18 protein-coding genes are annotated in these 18,378 nt (G+C 64.4%); 8 read left to right on the forward strand and 10 right to left on the reverse strand.

Annotated features, from left to right (window positions below):
* The first annotated feature begins 64 nt into the window (after positions 1-64).
* Positions 65-4,216: a VCBS domain-containing protein gene (locus DCM79_RS17255; RefSeq protein ID WP_257175504.1), complete on the forward strand. Its 4,152-nt coding sequence runs from the start codon at positions 65-67 to the stop codon at positions 4,214-4,216.
* A gap of 20 nt (positions 4,217-4,236) precedes the next feature.
* On the opposite strand, the gene DCM79_RS17260 is transcribed toward DCM79_RS17255, so the two are convergent.
* The 5 genes from DCM79_RS17260 to fliL all read right to left on the reverse strand — a co-directional run bounded on the left by DCM79_RS17260 (position 4,237) and on the right by fliL (position 7,985).
* Positions 4,237-4,434 (reverse strand): hypothetical protein, encoded by a 198-nt coding sequence (locus DCM79_RS17260; RefSeq protein WP_257175505.1) that lies wholly within the window; start codon positions 4,432-4,434, stop codon positions 4,237-4,239.
* 600 nt (positions 4,435-5,034) lie between these two features.
* On the reverse strand, positions 5,035-5,799 hold the full coding sequence (locus DCM79_RS17265) for a MotE family protein (RefSeq protein WP_257175506.1): 765 nt from the start codon (positions 5,797-5,799) through the stop codon (positions 5,035-5,037).
* A 9-nt stretch (positions 5,800-5,808) separates the two neighbouring features.
* Complete coding sequence (locus tag DCM79_RS17270; protein WP_257175507.1) at positions 5,809-6,255, reverse strand: DUF6468 domain-containing protein; 447 nt, start codon at positions 6,253-6,255, stop codon at positions 5,809-5,811.
* Complete coding sequence (fliM, locus tag DCM79_RS17275) at positions 6,252-7,454, reverse strand: flagellar motor switch protein FliM (protein WP_018321852.1); 1,203 nt, start codon at positions 7,452-7,454, stop codon at positions 6,252-6,254. Before fliM ends, DCM79_RS17270 begins: the two co-directional genes overlap by 4 nt.
* Positions 7,455-7,484: 30 nt before the next feature.
* On the reverse strand, positions 7,485-7,985 hold the full coding sequence (fliL, locus tag DCM79_RS17280) for a flagellar basal body-associated protein FliL (protein ID WP_028137460.1): 501 nt from the start codon (positions 7,983-7,985) through the stop codon (positions 7,485-7,487).
* A 377-nt stretch (positions 7,986-8,362) separates the two neighbouring features.
* Here fliL and flgF point away from each other — a divergent pair, with 377 nt between their 5' ends.
* The 4 genes from flgF to flgH are packed head-to-tail and all read left to right on the forward strand — an operon-like array spanning position 8,363 to position 11,857.
* On the forward strand, positions 8,363-9,124 hold the full coding sequence (gene flgF, locus DCM79_RS17285; protein WP_257175508.1) for a flagellar basal-body rod protein FlgF: 762 nt from the start codon (positions 8,363-8,365) through the stop codon (positions 9,122-9,124).
* Between the two features lie 16 nt (positions 9,125-9,140).
* On the forward strand, positions 9,141-9,929 hold the full coding sequence (gene flgG, locus DCM79_RS17290; RefSeq protein ID WP_091965437.1) for a flagellar basal-body rod protein FlgG: 789 nt from the start codon (positions 9,141-9,143) through the stop codon (positions 9,927-9,929).
* Between the two features lie 20 nt (positions 9,930-9,949).
* Complete coding sequence (gene flgA, locus DCM79_RS17295; protein ID WP_257175509.1) at positions 9,950-11,083, forward strand: flagellar basal body P-ring formation chaperone FlgA; 1,134 nt, start codon at positions 9,950-9,952, stop codon at positions 11,081-11,083.
* A gap of 9 nt (positions 11,084-11,092) precedes the next feature.
* Positions 11,093-11,857, forward strand: coding sequence for a flagellar basal body L-ring protein FlgH (gene flgH / locus DCM79_RS17300; RefSeq protein WP_257175510.1), 765 nt, complete (start codon positions 11,093-11,095; stop codon positions 11,855-11,857).
* A 263-nt stretch (positions 11,858-12,120) separates the two neighbouring features.
* Here flgH and DCM79_RS17305 read toward each other — a convergent pair whose 3' ends face one another.
* The 4 genes from DCM79_RS17305 to DCM79_RS17320 form a co-directional block, all read right to left on the reverse strand.
* Positions 12,121-12,900: a 2-keto-4-pentenoate hydratase gene (locus DCM79_RS17305; RefSeq protein ID WP_257175511.1), complete on the reverse strand. Its 780-nt coding sequence runs from the start codon at positions 12,898-12,900 to the stop codon at positions 12,121-12,123.
* Positions 12,901-13,343: 443 nt separating this feature from the next.
* Entirely contained in the window at positions 13,344-14,144 is an 801-nt protein-coding gene (locus DCM79_RS17310; RefSeq protein ID WP_257175512.1) for a phytanoyl-CoA dioxygenase family protein, read from the reverse strand.
* 299 nt (positions 14,145-14,443) lie between these two features.
* Positions 14,444-14,809 carry an RNA polymerase-binding protein DksA gene (gene dksA / locus DCM79_RS17315; RefSeq protein ID WP_085966600.1) on the reverse strand — a complete coding sequence of 122 codons (366 nt, stop codon included), beginning with the start codon at positions 14,807-14,809 and terminating at the stop codon, positions 14,444-14,446.
* Between the two features lie 216 nt (positions 14,810-15,025).
* Positions 15,026-15,637, reverse strand: a complete 612-nt coding sequence (locus DCM79_RS17320) for an NAD(P)-dependent oxidoreductase (RefSeq protein ID WP_257175513.1) — start codon at positions 15,635-15,637, stop codon at positions 15,026-15,028.
* A 145-nt stretch (positions 15,638-15,782) separates the two neighbouring features.
* Between DCM79_RS17320 and DCM79_RS17325 the strand changes: the two genes are divergently transcribed.
* Positions 15,783-16,154: a helix-turn-helix domain-containing protein gene (locus DCM79_RS17325; protein ID WP_257175514.1), complete on the forward strand. Its 372-nt coding sequence runs from the start codon at positions 15,783-15,785 to the stop codon at positions 16,152-16,154.
* A gap of 15 nt (positions 16,155-16,169) precedes the next feature.
* On the opposite strand, the gene DCM79_RS17330 is transcribed toward DCM79_RS17325, so the two are convergent.
* Positions 16,170-16,583: a flagellar assembly protein FliX gene (locus DCM79_RS17330; RefSeq protein ID WP_257175515.1), complete on the reverse strand. Its 414-nt coding sequence runs from the start codon at positions 16,581-16,583 to the stop codon at positions 16,170-16,172.
* Positions 16,584-16,867: 284 nt separating this feature from the next.
* Between DCM79_RS17330 and DCM79_RS17335 the strand changes: the two genes are divergently transcribed.
* Positions 16,868-18,001: a flagellar basal body P-ring protein FlgI gene (locus DCM79_RS17335; protein ID WP_257175516.1), complete on the forward strand. Its 1,134-nt coding sequence runs from the start codon at positions 16,868-16,870 to the stop codon at positions 17,999-18,001.
* On the forward strand, positions 18,001-18,369 hold the full coding sequence (flgJ, locus tag DCM79_RS17340; protein WP_257175517.1) for a flagellar assembly peptidoglycan hydrolase FlgJ: 369 nt from the start codon (positions 18,001-18,003) through the stop codon (positions 18,367-18,369). Before DCM79_RS17335 ends, flgJ begins: the two co-directional genes overlap by 1 nt.
* The last annotated feature ends 9 nt before the right edge of the window (positions 18,370-18,378 follow it).

The following is an 18,378-nucleotide window of genomic DNA, read 5'->3' on the forward strand; positions in this document are numbered from 1 at the left end:
GTGCCTTGGCGAGGACCCCGAGCAAGGCGGCACGCCGAGCCTGAAACCCAGGCGAGGGCGAGCCATGTTAGTTGCTTCCGGCATCCAGGCTGATAACGGGGCCGCCATGGCCCTGCCCGCCGAATTCATCGGCCATATTCATACGGTGATCGGTTGCTGTACGCTTACACGAGCGAGCGGCATCGCCACACAAGCGGTAGCTGGTGCGCCGATCTACAGGGGCGACGTGCTGGAGAGCGGTGCCGACGGACAGATCACAATTCGCTTCATCGACGGTACTTTTTTCGGCATCGGCTGCGGCACTCAAGTTGAGCTGAGCGAGTTCGTCTTAGACGTCGAAGGCATGCCACTCGCAGCCCTGTTCGACGTGACCCGAGGGAGCTTCAGTTTCGTCCCGGGCCGGCTGGCAAAAGGCGGGTCGCTCCAGTTGAATACGCCCATTGCAGGCATTCGCGCCCGGAGCCACGCGGGCGGTTTCGGGATGCTGACGCTGGCAGCATTGACTTTCTCGACCGCGCAAGATGCCGAAGCCGCGGATCCGGAGGTCACTTTCCTGGATGACGATTCCATTACCTACAAGGACCTTGCGCACGGCGCATTCGAGCTCGTGACCAAGGAGCGGATCCCGCGACACATCATCGTCGAAGATCCCGGCGAGACGATCGTCCTCAAGAAGGTGGGCTCCACCATCAGTATCAACCAAGTCGGGAACACGGCCGCTCGCATGGACGAGTTGCGCGCCGCTCAGCAGGACGTGCTCGCCAATCTCACAGACGGGCAAGGTCCACGCGGATCGAGCACACCACCCTTTGTCAAATCGCTGTCGTTGCAGCCAATCAATTTCATTCCATCCGATGCGCCCGCGCCGCAGAACCTGCTGGCCCCCGTGTCACCATTCGTTATTCCCATTCTTGACCCTGTGCCGCCGACGCTCAGCACCGGAGCGGGGCCAACCGAGCTCGATACGGTGGTGTTTGATACATTCACTCCGACGAGCGGAGTTTTCACCGCCAGCAGCACCAGCAGCGGCGCCAAGCTGACCTTTGGGGTCATTGGGGCGGCCGCCAACGAGACGATCCTCGAAGGAGTGACATACGATCTGTCAAAGCCAGGTCCGTACGGGACGCTCTACGTCAACAGTACGAGCGGCGCCTACACGTTCGTGCCGAACAGCGTCGCGATCAACGCGCTGAAATCGCCCTCGACCGACGGTTTCGTTATCACGGTTTCCGACGGCCTCACCTCCGCGAGCAAGACGTTCACAATCACCGTCAACGGTGTCAACGACGCTGCAATCATCTCCGGCAATACGACCGGTTCGGTCGTCGAGGCCGGCGGCATAGACAATGCAGCGCTTGGCACGCCGATTGCGACCGGCACCCTTTCTGACACCGACGTCGACGATCCGCCCAATACGTTCACGGCAGTGAGTTCGCCAACCTCGAGCACCGGTGGCTATGGCACCTTCACGATGACGACGTCCGGCGTGTGGACATACACCTTGGACAATGCCGATCTCACAGTGCAGCGGCTCAACGCCGGCGACACGCTCACCGACACCTTTACGGTGACCACGATCGGCGGCACCGCCCAAGTGGTGACGATCACGATCCACGGAGCCAGTGACGCCGCGATCATCTCCGGCGCGACGACCGGTGCAGTGATCGAGGCTGGCGGTCTCGCCAATACAAAGCCTGGCACGCCGACCGCGACCGGCATCCTCACCGACACAGACGTCGACACGACTGCAAATGCTTTCACGGCAGTCACCTCGCCAACAGCGAGCACCGCCGGCTATGGCACCTTCACCATGACGGCAGCCGGCGCTTGGACCTACACGCTCGACAATGCCAACGCCGCGGTGCAGGCGCTCAATACCGGCGAGACACTGACCGATACGTTCACAGTCACCACACTGGACGGAACTGCCCAAGTCGTGACGGTCACCATCCATGGCACCAACGATGCTGCCATCGTTTCAGGAACCACGGCCGGCTCGGTGACTGAGGCGGGCGGCATCGCCAATGCGTCACCCGGCAGTCCGAGCGCAACTGGCACCCTCTCTGCCGCCGACGTCGACAATGCACCCAACACCTTCGCCGCGGTGAGTTCACCCAGGGCAAGCACGAATGGTTATGGCACTTTTACGTTAACCGCCACCGGCGTGTGGACCTACACGCTCGACAACGCCAATGGCGCGGTGCAGGCGCTCAATGTCGGCGGCACGCTCACCGACAGTTTCACGGTCACGACCCTCGACGGCACGCCGCAGGTGGTGACGATCACCATTCAGGGCAGCAACGACGCGGCCCTCATTTTTGGCACTACGACCGGCTCAGTGACCGAGGCAGGAACCTTCTCATCTGGCGCTCGGATCGCGACGGGCACGCTCACCGATACAGACGTCGACAACGCGCCGAACACGTTCACCGCAGTCCCTTCGACAGCAAGTGACGGCGGGTACGGTACCTTCACGATGACCGCGGCCGGCGTATGGACTTACACTCTTGATAATAACAACAGCGTGGTTCAGGCGCTCGACGTCGGCGACATGTTGACCGACACATTCACGGTAACTGCCATCGACGGTACGACGCAGACGGTCACCGTCGCCATTCATGGCGCCAGCGACGCTGACCCCAACGATTATGATAATTTGGCCACCGGATCTGCAGTGATCTCCGATCCACCCAACGTGTATGGAACGCCGGGGAGCGAAACCATTGCCGGCGGCGGCGATGGAGGTCAGATCATCTACGCAGGGGCCAGCAGCGACACCGTCAACGGGACCGGCAAAGCCGACGTCCTCTATAGCGGCTCGGGAAATGACACGATCAAAGGCAATGACGGGGATGACACCATCTACGGCGGCTCGGGCAGCGATACAATCAACGGCAATAACGGCAGCGACACCATAACCGGTGGATTTAGTGCGGATCAACTCACCGGCAGCAATGGGAACGACCGCTTCGCTTATTTGTTCGTAGCCGATTCCCACGCAAGCCAGTTCGACACCATCACCGACTTCGCCTCGGGGGCCGACAAGATCGACTTGACTGCTCTTGGCGCGCTTGGGTTTGTCATATTGGCCTTGAGCTCAACCAGCACGGCCGTGCCGCCACATACGATCGCCTGGCTCTATGACAGCGCGGCGAATGAAACGATCGTGTACATCAATCCAACCGACGAGACCCTGCACGTTGGCGATTCCGCTCTGCTCGAAATTCATTTGCAGGGGATTGCAACGGTCGACGCGTCGGACTTCATCATGGCGCCGGCGGCGGCACCTGTGATGGCGGTTTCCGGCGAACTGCTCGACCTCACCGCAACCGCGCAGAGTGACGCAAGCGCTGAGGCGACGACCGCCTCCGGAGTCTCGTCCGATTTCGGCAGCATCGACGGCACGCTTCTCGCGGCGGAGAGTTCGACGATCCAATCGACCGAGCCGGCCTACAGCCTCGATTCGAGCTGGGACCAGATCGGACGGACCGAGTATTCCAGCTTCTCCGGTTCAGACGAAGTGCAAACGCTCGCGATCGAGCCGCTGCGCAGCGACGCGGCACCTCCCTCAGCCGGCGCACTCGCGGTGATCGTGCAGCACATCGTCACACACACGGAGACCAGCTTTATATTCGACAACCTGACCGGGCTCGACGCGGCCTCAATGGCTGGCAAAAGCGGCGCGATTGCCGCGAGCGGCCAGGTGCCCGGCATTCCGGTCGCCATGCTGAAGTCTGTCCATGACGGTGCCGAACACCACGCCGGGGGCAGTTTTGCGCCGGGGAGCAATGCTGACGACGGCATCTTGCCACCGGGAAGCGCCGCCAAGGCGGCTCATGCCCATGATCATGCCAGCGATGAAACGGCAGACACGACGCCTAACCCAAGCCTCCTGAAGTCAGCGAGCGGCGGCGCCAACCATTTGCCGTCAAGCGAGGCGGAGCAGCACAACCCGTCCCAGGGAGAGTCCGGATCCAAGCCCGTCAATCCGCAGCAGCTCGGCGACTCGTTCCAGTTTACAGATGACGCTTCGCCGGGCTCGCTGCACAGCGCAGTGTGGGAGCATCCCTCGGACTTCGTCGGTCAGCACGGGCAGGCTGAGGGACTCCATGGGTCCGAGCTGGCGTTCATGGCTGAAACGTCGCCATCCGATGCTGACCCGCCTCACGGGGCAGGAACAGTTCACGGCCATGTGTTGCACGATCTAATCCTGTGACGCTCAAGTCGATTGCCTCGTCAGTGTTGCTTGTCCGCGCCTTCCGGCGCCGAGGAGCTCTGTTCGTCGAGAGAAGAGTCTTCCTCGTAGCCGTCGTCAACACCTGGCGGAGCTGAATGCTGATGGCTCAGGGCGGATGTCCACGCGGATGTCATCGCCGCTATGAGCAGCCGGTTGACGGCCTCAATGACGCGTTCTGCTGCGGACGAGTAGTTCATGGCCTTCTCCTGCGCTGCCGATTGCGAATGGCCGAAGCGTAGGACCGCGCCTTGAGCGCCACTGTACGCCAGCTCACACCTGCGCGCGTCAACTCATCGCAGTCTCAGAGGGTGCCCCCTGGTTCGACTGCATCCGCCGCGGGAGTTCGATCTGTCGCCTTGATGAGTTGCCGGGCGCGCGCTCACAACCTGCGGGAGGTTGCGGTCCGCGCGCGACTCTGAATCAGATGTGACCTCGGCGATGCGAATCGCATTGGTTAGCTTCGGGGGTAATCAATGAACGGAGAAGCCGGTTGCATTGTGTGTAGCAGGGCAAGAGCCGTCGTCGCGATCGTTCCGATTGCCCGAGGATATGCCCTGAAAACATTTGAGTGCTCCTGTTGCCATAGCACGCTACAGCTCGTGACTCGCGTCACGAAGGCGCCGCCGATCAAGCAGCAGGTAGATATTCTTCCTCGGGTGGAGAAGCGGTGGCGCCCGCCTGCTCGGAGGGTGCAACAGGTTTTCGTGAATTAGGCACGCAAGGCGTCTCGCTGGGATTCATTCGAACGACCACGCCACAACGCGACCGGCCGCGATAGCACTGTTCGCCTCGCGCCCTCAATTCGGCTTTTGCGTCGGCTTGCCGTCGATCTTGGGCAGTTCCGCGGCCGAGGCCGATTGGTCGCCGCCGCCATTGGCACGCCGCGCCATCTCGACCGTCAGCTTCTCGGCGGCCTCCGACGACATCAGTCCGAGGATGTCCGACATCTTCCGCGGCGCGATGGCCGAGGCGATCTCGATCAGCACGCCCATCTCCAGCCGGTCGAACACCCGTGCGGCATCTTTCGGCTTCATGCCCTCGTACATGGTGACGAGGCCCTTCATGCGCTGGGCTTCGGCGGCCTTCTGCTCGGCCTGCGTCGCGGAGATGCGGGTTTCCACCGCCTTCATCTCCTCGACCTTGCCTTCGATGCGCTTCTCGGCCGATTTGAGCAGGCTTTCGCGGATGTCGATCTCGCGCTGGCGCGCCTCGATCTCCTGCCGGCGCGCCTGCAACCGCTCCAGGATCGCGCGCTCGGAGGCCGAGACCTGTGGCTGGGTCTCGTCGATCTTGACCGGGGTGCCGCCCTCGATCTTGGTCTCGGGCGCGGCCGGCTTCGGTGGCTCCTTCGGCGCGCCATGGGTCGATCCCGTGATATCGGGATCGTCGCGGCCGGTCGGAAAATTCAGGTTCTCCTCCGCCCAGGACTTCTTGCCCTGGTTCGGCTTGTAGTCGAACACATAGCCGCCATTGATCGCGAGGCCCGCCACCTTCAGCGTGGCGAGGCCCGCGACGGCAATCAGGACGACCGGGATGACGCGGATGTTACGAAAGGATTTCATGCCCTGACTTCATGCGGCAAGACCGTTGGAGCGTCGGCGCTCGGAGAAGGCTTCGGCCGCCGCCGCCACTGCCTTCGCGGTCGAGGGCTTGGACGTGGGCGCGGCGACCGCTTCCGGATTGGTGACGGGGCGCGCGGCGATCGCGATCTTGGACAGGCGCCGCACCACGTTGTCGGCTTCGCCGAGCTGCTTGTAGAGCTGGTCCGACATCTGCGTCGCCGCGGCGAGCTGGCTGCCGAGATTCTCGTTGACGTCGCGCACCGCTAGCTTCAGCCCGCCGATCGCGCGCTCGGCGATCTCGGTTGCGGTGATCAATTCGCCGATCACCGCCTTCAGCGAATGCTCGTCCGCCTTCAGCCGCGTCAGGCGCTTGTTGAGCATGACGCAGTAGACGATCGTCAGCATCAGCAGGATAGCCACCAGCGTCTCGATCGCCATTCCCAGGGAGTGGTTCATGGGGCCTCCATCATCTTGTTCTGCTCGTCCACCTTCTCGAACATCGCAAGTGTCGTGCTTGGCTTGCGCAAGGGTTTCGTCACGCGGATCGCGACGCGGTCGCCGACCCGGCCCATCCGCCCCTCGGTCAGCGTGACGTCGCCGCAGCGCACGGTGACGTTGGCGTCGGCGCGCATGTCCAGCGGCAGCGTGTCGCCGACCTTGAGCCGCATCAGCTGCTTGAGCGGGATGTCGGCCTCGTAGAGCACGGCATCGACGGCGATCTCGGCCTGCACGATCTCGGTGGCGAAATGGCCTTCCCAGACCGGGTCGCGGCCGAATTTTTCGCCCATGAACATCTGGAGCAGGACGCCCCGGATCGGCTCGATGGTCGCATAGGGCAGCAGCAGCTCGATGTTGCCGCCGCGGTCTTCCATGTCGATGCGCAGGCGCACCAGGATCGCGGCATTGGCGGGACGGCTGATCGCGGCGAAACGCGGATTGGTCTCGAGCCGGTCGATCGTGAATGTCACCGGCGACAGCGGCCGGAACGCCTGCTCGGCGTCGGCCAGCACCACCTCGACCAGCCGCTTCACCAGCTCGGTCTCGATCGTGGTGTAGGGCCGGCCTTCGATGCGGAGCTGGCTGGTGCCGCGGCGTCCGCCGAGCAGCACGTCGATCATCGAATAGATCAGGTTGGAATCGACCGTCGCCATGCCGAAGTTTTCCCACTCCTCGGCCTTGAAGACGGTCAGGACGGCGGGCAGCGGGATCGAGTTCATGTAGTCGCCGAAGCGCACCGAGGTGATGCGGTCGAGCGAGACTTCGACGTTGTCGGAGGTGAAATTGCGCAGGGACGTGGTCATCAACCGCACCAGGCGGTCGAAGACGATTTCGAGCATCGGCAGACGCTCGTAGGAGACCATCGCCGAATCGATGATGGCGCGAATGCCGGAATGGTCGTCGAGCGTGACGTCGCCGACGGTGAAGCCGAGGAGATTGTCGATCTCCTCCTGCGACAGAACCCGCTCGCCGGAGTTCTTGCCGCTGCCGAGATCGCGGCTGCCGTCCTCGACCATGGCGGCCCATTGCAGGGCCATGGTCTCCGACAGCTCGTTTTCGGCAGCAGCCTTTGCGGCCTCCGCGGGATCCTCGGAATCGAGCGACGCCTCCCATTGGGCGGCAATCGCATCCTGGTCCATTTGCTCGTTGCCGGCCATGGCGCTAGTCCGTTGCCTCCCGCAGCGCCATCACTGAACCACGACTTCCTTGAACAGCACCGCGCTGACCTGGATCGGGGCGACCGCGGCGTTGACGCGCTTGGTCAGCTCCTCCTTGAGGCGGAAGATGCCGGCGGACCCGTTGAGGTCGGAGGGGCGCAGCTCGCGCACATAGGTCTGGAAGATGTCGGTGACGCGCGGCATCGTCGGCTTGATCGCCTCGATCTGCTTCTCTTCCTTCAGCTCCAGCACGATCTTCAGCCGCAGATATTGCACGCGCTCGCCGGGCGAACCGGCGAGGTTGACCATCAGGTCGGGGACGTCGACGAAGGCCGGCGGCTTCGGCGGCGGCGCGGCCTCGGCATGGTGCTCGGCATCGCCGTGACGGAAGAAGAAGAACCAGGTCGCAGCACCGCCGCCGAGGATGGCGAGCACGCCGACGGCCATGATGATGAGCTTGAGCTTGTTCTTCGGCGGAGCGCCTTCGGTGCCCTCACCGGCTGCGCCGCCTTCCGCTTCGTTCTCTGCCATGGTCGCCGCGCCCGGATTTCTAAAAGGGGTCGAAAGAGCGAAGGCTCAAGACAGTGACGCGATACAAATGCCCCGGCGCAATGCGCTCCTTTTCATGGCAAACGCTACGGTAATAATGGTTAACGGAATCTTTCGATCGGGCTCGCGCTAGGAAAAATCTGCCGGGCAGACATGGCTAACAGAACCTTTCTGCCGCCCTCCCGCGCCCCTCGAAAATCGACAAGACATTGAAATCGCAAATTTTTCCAGGTTGGCACGGCTTTCGCTGAGAAAGGGCCGAGACCCACCGGTTTGGGAGAACCTGAAGGTCTCGTTCACGGGGTCGGCCAAGGCGCTTGGGAGAGCGAGATGGCGGATCCACTCAGGGGAGATTTCCGATGCAGAACGCGCTTCTGATCGGGTTGTCACGGCAGATGACGTTGGAACGGCAGATGGATGTCATCGCCAACAACGTCGCCAATGCCAACACCAACGGCTTCAAGGCCGACCATTCGCTGTTCGAGGAGTATCTCAACTCGAACGCGCGTGAGGACAATTTCATCGGCGCCGACCGCCGCGTCTCCTATGTGCAGGACCGCGGCACCTTCCGCGACGTCGGCCCGGGGCCGATGGAGATGACCAAGAACCCGCTCGACCTGGCGATCACCGGCGACGCCTATTTTGCAGTGCAGGTCAATGGTGCCGAGCGCTACACACGCGACGGCAAGTTCTCGCTCAACTCGACCGGCCAGCTCGTCACCTCCGACGGCAACCTCGTGCTTGGAACCGGCGGCCCGATCACCTTCCAGCCGACCGATCACGACATCAACATCGCGCCCGACGGCACCATCACGGTGCTCGAAGGCACCGCCAGGAACGATTCGATCCGCGGCAAGATCAAGATGGTGGCGTTCGACGATCCGGCCAAGCTGACCAAGCTCGGCGCCAATCTCTACGACACCGGCCGAGCGACCCTGCAGCCCGCCACCAAGTCCACCGTGGAGCAGGGCTACGTCGAGAAGTCGAACGTGAATTCGGTCATCGAGATGACCCGCATGGTCGAGGTCATGCGCAGCTACAGCGCCGTCGCCAACCTGCTCCAGCAGCAGAGCGACCTCCACAAATCGGCGATCGAAAGACTCGCCGACGTTCCGGCCTGATTGAGGGAGAACTGAGATGCAGGCACTTCACACCGCAGCGACCGGAATGGCGGCACAGGAACTCAACGTTCAGGTGATCTCCAACAACATCGCCAACCTGCGCACCACCGGCTTCAAGAAGCAGACCGCGGCGTTCCAGGACCTGATCTACGAACACGTGCGCCGCGTCGGCGCGCAGGCCTCGGACCAGGGCACCATCCTGCCCGTCGGCGTCGACATCGGCGGCGGCGTCAAGACCGTCGGCACGCCGCGCAGCATGACCCAGGGCACGCTGTCGCAGACCGGCAACGATCTCGACCTCGCGATGTCCGGGGAAGGCTTCTTCAAGATTCTGATGCCCGACGGCACCTACCAGTACACCCGCGACGGCACCTTCCAGATGGACAATCAGGGCCGCGTCGTCACCGCGCAGGGCAACCCGGTGCAGCCGACCATCACGATCCCGAACAACGCGTCCGGCATCAGCGTGAGCGAGCAGGGCCAGGTCTCGGTGACGCTGCCGGGCTCCTCGACCTCCTCGATCGTCGGCCAGATCGGCGTGACCCGCTTCATCAACAAAGCGGGCCTGCAGCCGGTCGGCAGCAACCAGTTCACCGAGACGCCCTCGTCCGGCCCGCCGCAGGACGGCACCGCGAATTCCGAGGGCTACGGCAAGATCACGCAAGGCAGCCTCGAGCAGGCCAATGTCGACGTGGTCTCCGAGATGAGCGACCTGATCGCCGCCCAGCGCGCCTACGAGATGAACGCCAAGGTGATCAGCGCCGCCGACCAGATGATGCAATCGACCACGGCGCTGTTCCGCTGAGGCCAACTGAAGCAATGACGATGATCCGCACCACTCTCGCCACCATCTCCGCCCTGCTCGCGCTGGCCCTGCCGGCCGCGGCCGCGGACGACTTCATCGCCGCCCCGGCGCTGCGCGCGAGCGTCAGCGTGACCTCGGACGTGGTTCGGGTCGGCGATCTCATCGACAATGCCGGATCGGCCGCGACGATCCCGGTCTACCGCTCGCCCGATCTCGGCACCACCGGCACGCTGACCGTCGGCCAGGTGCTGTCGGTGCTCCGCGCCAAGCAGGTGATCGGCGTGATGACCGGCGACATCAAGGAAGTCCACGTCACGCGCCTCTCCCGCACGCTCGCGGGCAAGGATATCGAAAGCGCGGTCGCCTCGGCGCTCGAGCGCCGCTTCGGCCTCGGCGATGCCGCCAACATCACCATCACCTTCGACCGCGCCGTCACCGAGATGCGGTTGGACGCCGCCTACAGCGGTGCGCTGCAGCCGGTCGCAACCCGCTACGATGCCCGCAGCGGCCGCTTCGACGTCGCCTTCGAGATCGCCAACGACAACAATCCGATCCCGACCAAGCTGCGCTTCGCCGGTACCGCGATCGAGACGGTCGAAGTGGCCGTGCTGACGCGCGACATCGACCGTGCCGACGTGCTGAAGTCCTCCGACATCGCGCTGGAGCGCCGGCCGAAGGCCGAGGTCACCGGCGAGCCGGCTTCGCGCGAGCGCAGCGTCGGCATGCAGCTGCGTCGGGCGATGCGGGCAGGCATGCCGCTTCGCGCCGCCGACATCGTCAAGCCCGACTTCGTGGTGCGCGACCAGAGCGTGACCATCATTTTTCAGGCGCCTGGCCTCTATCTCACCACGCGCGGCAAGGCGATCGAGAGCGGCGCCGATGGCGACACCGTCAGCGTGCTCAATCTGCATTCCAAGCGCACGCTGACCGGGGTAGTCACCGGCCGCGGCCAGGTGACGATCCAGGGCGCGAGCCAGTCGGCGCCGATGGCGCCGGCGGTCGACCAGACCTCCTCGCTCCGGCGCGACGAGACGCCGGCCCCCGTCGACACCGCAGCTCTCCTCCGGAACCTGGTGCAGGCCCCCGCCTCGCCGGCCCAGATCGCAGAAGCCCAAACCCCGCAAGCTCGCGTCTCGCAAGCTCAAGCCAAGTAAGAGTTCGTCATGTCCGCTTTCAGTCCGGCTTTCCGTCTTCGTCGCATCGCGATCTCTGCCCTGCTGCTCGCCTCCTGCGCGCTGGGCGGCTGCTCCTCGATCGATCGCCTGTCGCAGATCGGCGAGCAACCGAAGCTGTCGGCGATCGAGAATCCGACGGCACAGCCCGGTTACAAGCCGGTGCAGATGCCGATGCCGAAGCCGGAAGTCGCCTCCTACAATCCGAACTCGCTGTGGCGCAACGGCAGCCGCGCCTTCTTCAAGGACCAGCGCGCCCGCCAGGTCGGCGACCTCCTGACCGTGACCGTGAACATCACGGACAAGGCCAACATCGAGAACGACACCTCGCGCAGCCGCACCAACAAGGAAGATTCGGGCATCACCGACTTCATCGGCGCGAAGACGCTGGGCACGCAGGCGCAGAAGGTCCTGCCGGGCCGCATCCTGACCGCCGACTCGACCTCATCGAGCGAGGGCAAGGGCAGCGTCGACCGCAAGGAAGCCTTGCAGACCAACGTCGCCGCCGTGGTCACCCAGGTGCTGCCGAACGGCAACCTGGTCGTCGAAGGCAAGCAGGAGATCCGCGTCAACTTCGAAATTCGCGAGCTGATCGTGGCCGGCATCGTGCGCCCCGAGGACATCCAGAGCGACAACACCATCGATTCCACCAAGATTGCCCAGGCCCGCATCGCCTATGGCGGCCGCGGCCAGATCATGGACGTGCAGCAGCCGCGCTACGGCCAGCAGGTCATGGACGTGCTGCTGCCCTTCTAAGCCTCTTCAAGAGCTCCCACATCGTGTTCGTGAACTTAAGGCGCGAACGACGATGTACGACGCGGCCTCCGGTAGCTCCCCTGCCGGAGGCCGCATGTACTTTGGGCGGTGTGCCATAGCGGCCACGGGTCAGATCGCCATTGCAGCGAGATCGCTGCTCAACCAGTGTCATTGCGAGCGCAGCGAAGCAATCCAGGCTGCCGCCGCGGAAGGATTCTGGATTGCTTCGCTGCGCTCGCAATGACGGCGGAGGGACCGCGTCCTCACGTAAACTCCGCCTCCACCGTGCCCAGCCCGTCCAGCTCCATCCGCACCTTGTCGCCGGCCTTGAGCCAGAGCGTCTTGACCAGGCTGCCCGTCAGCACGAGTTGCCCCGCGTGAAGACCCTTGCCTTCGGCGGCGAGATGGTTGGCGAGCCAGGCGAGCGCGTTGTGGGGGTGACCGAGCACGTCTGCGCCGGTGCCGTGGCTGACCTCCTCGCCGTTGACGATGGCGCGGCCCTTGACCGCTTTCAGATCCGGCACGGACGAGCGGGGCACGGACGGCCCGAGCACGCAGCCGGCCGCGAAGAAATCGTCCGCGATCAGCGTCGGGGCGCCCATGGTCTCCCACTTGACGTAGCGGTCGTCGACGATCTCGATGGCGGGATGATAGGCCTCGACCGCCTCGCCGACCCACTCGGCCGTGAACGGCGCCTCGCCGGCGGCGAGATCCCGCTTCAGCCGCACCGCGATCTCGCATTCGACGCCGACCCGGACATAGTCGGAGGCGGCCAGCCTGGCGCCGCTGTCATGCACGCCCTTCTGGAACACGCCGCCGCCGCAGGGATGCGGGATGCCGATATAGTCCTGCATCACCTGGCTGGTGCAGCCGATCTTGTAGCCGACCTGCGGCCCGACATGCGCCAGCAGCAGATCGTGCAGCGCGCGCTGGACCTGATAGCCCTCGGCCTCATCCCTGGGCGGACGTTCCAGCGCCGCGAGCGGCGCATGATTGCGCCGCGCCAGCGCGATCGCCTTGGCGGCTTCGAGAATCCTGTCCATCGGCGCCGCCTCCCACGCTACGCATTCAATGGCGGCACTTCAGCATTCCCGCCCGGGCATGACAAGCGCAGGTCGGCGCTCGTCCGGTCGATGACGGGACGCTCGCCCCGCTTAAGGAAATATTGAGTTGGTCAGGTCTTTATGGAGCCACGCGCCCGCCCTACGCGCGGCAGAGACCCTGATTGCAGCGATGCGTGAAGCCGCTGCGCCGCCGTCTCAAGATGCCGGTCGATCCCCTTGATGCGACTCGCAAAACGTCCCGCGCCTGACGTGAAGGCTTTCTCTCATGCGAATTCACGTGAGCACGGAGGATTCGACTCTAGCCCATTGATTGCGATTCATTTTTTGCGATCTCTGCAATATCCCTGGCAATCGGTCCCCACGACCATCGCGTTGTGGCGCAGGAACGCGCCACAACGCCAAGTGCAACGGCATCGCCTCCGTCAATTGCGTCCAAGTGCGACGCGGATGGCGACCTCGACCGGCGAGTAATCACCCTCCTTCCGCTCCAGCTGGTAGGGCTCGGCGAGATGCAGCGGCGGCTGCGCCAGGAAGCGCGGTCGCGTTCCCCGGTGCTTCTGCGCGGCATGAACCAGGAAGGGATGACAGAGATAGACCGTCCCCGCCGCCCCGGTCGCCACCGCAACCGGGCAATCGGCCCCCATCCGCTCCAGCATCATGTGCGCCCGCCCCGCATCGCCGGCGGGCGCCAGATAGCGCGCCATCGGCAGGTGCGAACCGACCCGGATCCACGTCGGCGCATCGTCCTCACCGACATCGGAGAACAGGAACAGCAGCAGCAGCGCCCGGCCCCGCGAGGTGACGTTGACGCGCCAGGCCGAGAAATCCTGCGCCTCGTCCGGGTTGCAGCCCTCGCCGCGAAAGCTGAGATCGACGTGCCAGCCATCGTCGCCCGGATCGTCCGGATGGGGAAAGCGCACCGGAAAGGTGCCGATATCGCCTCGCGGCCGCCATCGTCCCGGCCCGACGATCTGGTCGAACGCGGCATGCAGCACTGCGGTGTTGATGGCATCCCGGAACGGCGGGCCGCCATAGTAGGGCAGCCGCACCACGGGCCGGGTCCAGCTTGCGGCGTCGTGCTCGCTGCACGGCAGATCGCGCCACATGATGGCACGCGCCGCCTCGGCCAGGCCGGGCGGAAAGGCGTTGTCGATCCGAATGAAGCCGTCGCGAATGAATTGGTCGATCTGCGCGTCGTCGAGCGCGCGGGGATTGGCCGTCATGATGATCTCTCGATGTCTCGTCCAGCCCGCATCGTCCGCTCGCTGCGGAACCGGCTGGGGCGATCGGTGGGGAATCCGCAAGTCGCACTTGCGGGACGCAATGCCTCCGCGGCGGAGGCGCCCTGCGCTCAACCCAGGAAGAAGACCGATGCGATGTCGAGAGTGTAAATCATCATGGCGGCGCGAATCTACGCGCCGCGCAGGCGACATTCAAGCGGCAAGCAACAACGCCGGACGCGGCGCGAAACCGCGCACCATCCGCCACGAAATAAAAGAGCCGCATCTCTGCGGCTCCGCCTCTATTCGTCGCGATAGACCTTCTCGCGTTTCTCGTGGCGCTCCTGCGCTTCCACCGACAGCGTCGCGATGGGCCGGGCCTCGAGCCGCTTCAACGAGATCGGCTCGCCGGTTTCCTCGCAATAGCCGTAGGTGTTGTCCTCGATGCGCTGGAGCGCGGCGTCGATCTTGGCGATCAACTTGCGCTGGCGGTCGCGGGCACGGAGCTCGATGGCACGGTCGGTTTCGGACGATGCCCGATCGGCGAGATCGGGGTGGTTGACGTTCTCCTCCTGCAAAGCTTGCAGGGTCAGCTTGGACTCTTTGAGGATCTCATCCTTCCAGGCAAGGAGCTTCAAACGGAAGTACTCCTTCTGCCGGTCGTTCATGAAAGGCTCTTTTTCGGTCGGTCGGTAGTTTTTCAACTTTTCCAAGGGCGGCCTATCTGTCTAAGCAACGACTCGCAACGGAAACAGGGTCCGTTGAACCGGGCCTTATATAGTGGCCTCCTGTGACAGACAATATTTCCCTGAGAGTCTGGCCGGCGCCCCCAAGTCCTTGCACAGGAAGGTTTATCCTGGGATGGCTCGGGGGCGGCCGAAAGCCTAGTAACCGACCGTGAAGCGCCGCCTCGGATGGGCCGGGCGCTCGATCTCGTCGGCGAGCGCGATGGCGTAGTCGGCAAAAGTGATCCAGCTCTTGCCGTTCGCATCTGCGAGAAGCTGATCGGTCCCGAGCCGGAACTTGCCCGTGCGCTCTCCTTCGACGAACAGCGCGGACGGCGAAAGGAAGGTCCAGTTCAGCTCCTTCTCCTGCCGCAACAGGTCGAGGAAGGCCCCGCCTGCCTCGGCTTCCGCCTTGTACTGGGCCGGAAAATTGGGAGTCGTGACCAGCTTCACGCCCGGCGCGACCTCGAGACTGCCGGCGCCGCCGACCACGAGATAACGGCCAACTTTGGCCTCCTTCGCCGCGCCGATCAGCTTGCGCGAGTCGCTGGCCAGAAAGTGCACGGAACTCACGGCGACGTCGTGGCCGGCCCACAGCTTGGCGAGGCCGGCCTGGTCGAGCACGTCCCCCTTGGTGGGCGTGACATTCGGCAGGGCCGCGATCTTCTCCGGGTTCCGGGCGATGGCGGTGACCGCGTGGCCGCGGCGGGACAGCTCCTTGGTGATCTCCGACCCGGCCCGGCCCGAGGCGCCGGCGACTGCGATTTTCATGGAAGGCTCCTTTTGCTACCATAGTAACTAATGGAGACTAGATATCGCAAAGAATGCTGGTGTTAAGAGAGCACTTTGTGCTTACCTGCTTACACGAGGGTGACCCCCACTGTTATTTGACGAACATGGATTTCGAGGACCGACGATGAAACCCGACGTCTACGCGGCGAACTGCCCCACGCGCCAAATCCTCGACCGGGTCGGCGACAAATGGGCGGTGCTGATCCTCCTGCTGCTGCGCGAGCAGCCGATGCGCTTCAATCAGCTGCGCCGCACGATCGAAGGCATTTCGCAGAAGATGCTGAGCCAGGTCCTCAAATCGCTCGAACGCGACGGCCTGCTCAGGCGCCATGCCATCGCGACCGTGCCCGTGACGGTCGAGTATTCGATCACGCAGCTCGGGCTGACGCTCGCCGGCGCGGTCGATCCGCTGCGCGATTGGGCCGAGCAAAATCTGAAGGACGTTCTCGCCGCCCAGCGCCGCTACGACGCGCGGCAGAAGGAGGAAGCGGCGTAGTTGATGGGATGAGTTTTACGCCTGCCCGGCTTTCGCCAGTTCGACCTCGACGCGCAGCTCGATCTCGGCCAGCACCGCATCGAGACCGGTATCGCCCGAGGACGATTTCAGGTTCGCTGCGGCATCCCGCAGCCGCATCACGGTCGAGGCGTCGAGATTGCCGGACAAGAGGCCCATCTTGAGGTCGTCGAGCACGTCGAGCGCAGTCCTGCCGCGCGCGACCGAGCGCTTGCGACGCTCGACCGGATCCTCCTCGACGCCTTGCAGGGCCAGCAGCCCATCGATGTTGGTGGCGGACTTCGGTGCGGCCGCGCTCCGGGTCTCCTGCGCCGACGAAGTGTCGGGCAGCACGAAGGTGCCGGAGCCGGTCCGCCTGGCCTGGCTCGCCGGCGTTCCAAGCGTGGTGCCATTCGGTCCGTAGATGCGCATCGGAGGGAATCCGGGTGATCGATGCCGTCACCTTCGCCGTCTTATGGTTAACGGCGCGTAAACAGCCCGGCAAAATCTGCCGACGGGCGGCAGTTTCGCTCCTCAGGGACAACGCCGGCTGACACCGGTCGAAACAGATTTATTCAACCTATTCAGCCACCTAACCTTGCTGCCCGGGTTGGCACAGCCCTCGCAAGGACAGCGTCGGACCAGCTCGTCATGGGAGTGTCGTGCAGGTCTTTCCGATTTGAGGGGCCCGCTTTAGGAGCCTTGGGGAGCAGAGGATGCCAGGCGTTCGTTGGGTAAGGATCGTCGGGGTGGCCTGCGCGGCGCTGTCGGCGCTGGCGGCGCTGGCGCTGTTGGTCGCGCCGGCGGCTGCGACCTCGCGCATCAAGGATCTCGCCAACATCGAAGGCGTGCGGCAGAACCAGCTAATCGGCTATGGCCTCGTCGTCGGCCTCAACGGCACCGGCGACACGCTCAACAACATCCCCTTCACCAAGCAATCGCTGCAGGCGATGCTCGAGCGCATGGGCGTCAACATCCGCGGCGCCACCATCCGCACCGGCAACGTCGCCGCCGTGATGGTGACAGGCAATCTGCCGGCCTTCGCCACCCAAGGCACGCGCATGGACGTCACGGTCTCCGCGCTCGGCGACGCCAAGAACCTGCAGGGCGGCACCCTGCTCGTCACCCCCTTGCTAGGTGCCGACGGTAATGTCTACGCGGTGGCGCAGGGCTCGCTCGCGATCTCCGGCTTCCAGGCCGAGGGCGAGGCGGCCAAGATCGTGCGCGGCGTTCCGACCGTGGGACGCATCGCCAACGGTGCCATCATCGAGCGCGAGATCGAGTTCGCGCTAAATCGCCTGCCGAACGTGCGCCTGGCGCTGCGCAACGCCGACTTCACCACCGCCAAGCGCATCGCGGCCGCCGTCAACGACTATCTCGGCGTCAAGACCGCCGAGCCGATCGACCCCTCGACGGTGCAGCTCTCGATCCCGCCCGAGTTCAAGGGCAACGTCGTCGCATTCCTCACCGAGATCGAGCAGCTGCAGGTCGACCCCGATCTGGCCGCCAAGATCATCATCGACGAGCGCAGCGGCATCATCGTGATGGGCCGCGACGTTCGCGTCGCCACCGTCGCGGTGGCACAGGGCAACCTCACCGTCACCATCTCCGAGAGCCCGCAGGTGAGCCAGCCCAACCCGCTCTCGCGCGGCCGCACCGTGGTCGCACCGCGCAGCGCCGTCACCGTCACCGAGGACGGCAAGAAGCTGGCCGTCGTCAAGGACGGGGTCTCGCTCCAGCAACTCGTCGATGGCCTCAACGGGCTAGGCATCGGCCCGCGCGACATGATCAGCATCCTGCAGGCGATCAAGGCCGCCGGCGCCATCGAAGCCGACATCGAGGTGATGTGATGCAGACCAGCACGATCAACACGCCGCGCCTCGCCACCTCCTCGGCCTTCTCGGTCGAGAGCCGCAACGGGCGGCCCGATTTCGACCTCGCCAGCGCCCTGCAGAAGGTCTCGCCGAAGGAGCAGGCCAGGGCCCAGAAGACCGCCACCGATTTCGAGGCGATGTTCCTCAACAGCATGTTCTCGCAGATGACCTCGGGCCTGAAGGGCGAAGGCCCGTTCGGCGACACGCCCGGCACCGGCGTGTGGCGCTCGATGCTGACCGAGCAATATTCCAAGAACTTCGCCCAGGCCGGCGGCGTCGGCATCGCCAGCGAAGTCTACCGCACCCTCATCATGCAGCAGGCGAAAACCATCCGCACGGCATAAGGTCAAACG

Origin of the sequence: Bradyrhizobium sp. WBOS07, from assembly GCF_024585165.1 — a bacterium.
Classification (GTDB): Bacteria; Pseudomonadota; Alphaproteobacteria; order Rhizobiales; family Xanthobacteraceae; genus Bradyrhizobium; species Bradyrhizobium japonicum_B.